We start from the raw sequence: 2,667 nt of genomic DNA, 5'->3' as shown, positions 1-2,667 counted from the left end.
AGGATGCGGTCGAGGCGTTGGATGTTGCCGTACTTCCGGTGGTAGCGGTCCCAGTCCAATTCGTCCAATTCGCCGTATCCCTCGAACTGGCTGATGACGCCGTCGTGGAATGGGACGTACATTCGTCGGCTCACCTCATCCCAGTGCGCCAGTTCCTCAGTGTGCAGTCCGAGCGTTTCCCGTAAGTCGAGTCGGTTCGGCAGCGGTAGCAGTTTCAGTGCGTCGAAGGCCCGCATGATCACCCAGACCGCCATCACGTTGGTGTAGGCGTTGTTGTCGATGCCGTCGTAAGGCGCGTCGGGGTAGCCCGAGTGGAATTCATCGGGCCCGATGACGCCTCGGATGCTGTAGCGTCCGCGTTCCTGGTCGTAGCTGGCCCTACTTACCCAGAAGCGTGCGATCTCGGCCAGCATCTCCGTGCCATAGTCGATCAGGTAGGCGAGATCCCCGGTGACCTGATAACACTTCCACGCGCTATTGGCGACGGCGATGCCGATGTGGTGCGCACGGGCGCTCGAGTCGGGGTTCCACCGGCCGCTGCGCGGATTGAGGTGCAGGCGTTGGCTTTCCTCGCGTCCATCGCTGCCGGATTGCCACGGGAACATCGCGCCGGAGTAGCCCGCCGCCTGGGCGGCGTGACGCGCCTCGGGCAGGCGCCGGTAGCGGTATCCCAGCAGCGACCGGGTGATCATAGGCAGCCGTAAGTTGAGTACCGGGAAGATGAACAGCTCGTCCCAGAAGATGTGCCCGCGATATGCCTCACCGTGAAGTCCGCGAGCCGGCACCCCGACATCGAGGTCGGAACTGTTGGGTGAAACCGTCTGCAGCAGATGCAGGAGATGCAGTCGCAGGATGCGCGATTCGTCGGTGAAATCCTCGAACTCGATGGACAGGCGCTCCCACAGATGTACCCAGTCATTCAGGTGCCCGTCGCGCAACTCGGCGAACCGGCCGAGTCGGCTCAGCCAGCGCTGGGCATCGACAGCGGGTTCGGACGTCGCGACATCGCGCCCGGTGAAGACGGTCACGATCTTCTCCACCGTCACCGCGTCACCGACTGACATCTCGACGGCGATATCGTGACCGATTTCGGCTCCCTGGTCGACAAGGCGGTAGGTGGCCGGGACGGGCGTCCCGTCACGCCACACGATGCTTCGCGCCGCCATGGCAAGGGGAACGCGCGATTGAGTCGTCTGAACTGTCAGCAGCACCGAGTTGTCGTTGATCTCCCGCTTTTCCACCAACCCAAGATGATCGTTGGCCAAGTCCCGGTACCGCTCGACTAGCGAGTTCGTGACGTTGCCGTCCAGCGTGGATCGAATTTCGATGGTCCCTGACCAGTCCTCGGCGACGATCGTCGTCGCAAGGGCACCGACGTGGGGCATGTGCATCGCGACGAATCGTTGCTGGGTCAGCGAACTGGTGCGTCCGGCGTCATCACAGAAGCGCACCTCCCTGGTCAGTACCGCGCCGCGAAGGTCGAAGGTCTGCCTGTAGGACAGCACCCTGACCGCGTCGATGTCGAACCAGCTGCCGCCGTCGACCCGGAAGGTCAGGGCAAGCCAGTTAGGCAGGTTGACCAAACTCTCGTTGTCGATTGCGGTACCCGATACGTCATCGACGAGACGGTTGTAAACCCCGGCGGCATAGGTGCCCGGATAGTGCACCTGGTCGGCCTTCGATTCGGGCGCCGCGCCCCGGGTGGCGAAGTAGCCATTTCCCACCGTGCACAACGACTCACGAAGCTTCTCGTTCTGCGGGTCATACCCCTCGAAGGTGAAATCCCACGCCTTGTCCGACGTCTGGTGTTTGTTCGCCAGCCAATTCGACCCGCGCTGGATGAACTCGCGCACCTGATCGGGACTCTGCAGACTGAAACGGGCGGCCGTCTTGCGGTCGCCGTCCTCGTCGTGCCGCACAACAATCCCGATGCCGTCGAATCCGACTGCGTCGAACGCGTCTTCGTCGGTGAGGTCGTCGCCGATGTAGATCGGCAGCAGCGAACCCGTAGCGTCGATGCGATCACGAATCCAGGCCAGCGTGGTCCCCTTGTCCCAGTCGATGTCGGGCCGCAGCTCGACGACCTTGCGACCGTTCGTCACGCGTAGGCCATCTCGCTGTCCGACCTTGTGTGTGGCAGCCACGATCTCGCCGATGTGCTCCGGTGCGACCTGGCGGTAGTGAACCGCGACGGCGAAGCGCTTATGTTCCACCCGTACTCCGGGAACCTCCGCCAGGCTCTCGCCTAACTCGGCCGCCGCACGCTCGAGGACACCGACGGCGGCGCCGGCCGCTTCGTTCTGATGGTAGGTGCCGTCCGGTCCGGTCAGCTCAAAGCCGTGGCTGCCCGCGTACCAGATACCCGATACCGGTACCCGAGCGCGGATATCGGCGAGGTCGCGGCCGCTCAATATGGCGACCGGGCATTGCAACGCCACGCTTTCCAGCGCCTTGGCCGCTCCGTCGACGAGGGCGGCGGCGCCGGGATCGGCAACGATGGGGGACAAGGTTCCGTCGTAGTCGAAAAACAACACCGGTTCTCGGGCGCCCAGAACACCGATGATCTGACCGTATGACTCCACCGCATCGGGAAGCTGCGAGATCCGCCGGTCACCCACGCGTACAGCGACGTCGTCCAGGTCCGCAACCACAACGTCGGCGCCGCAC

At 63.7% G+C, this 2,667-nt stretch carries 1 protein-coding gene; it reads right to left on the bottom strand.

Annotation, left to right across the window (positions count from 1 at the left end):
* Positions 1–2,667, bottom strand: a 2,667-nt coding sequence (otsB, locus tag ACLQI9_RS31285) for a trehalose-phosphatase (RefSeq protein WP_442392739.1), incomplete at both ends; no start/stop codon positions are given.

This window comes from Mycobacterium sp. (assembly GCF_052143115.1).
GTDB lineage: Bacteria > Actinomycetota > Actinomycetes > Mycobacteriales > Mycobacteriaceae > Mycobacterium.
Note: the sequence above shows the minus strand (reverse complement) of the source record. Positions and strands in the feature narration are given on the sequence as shown.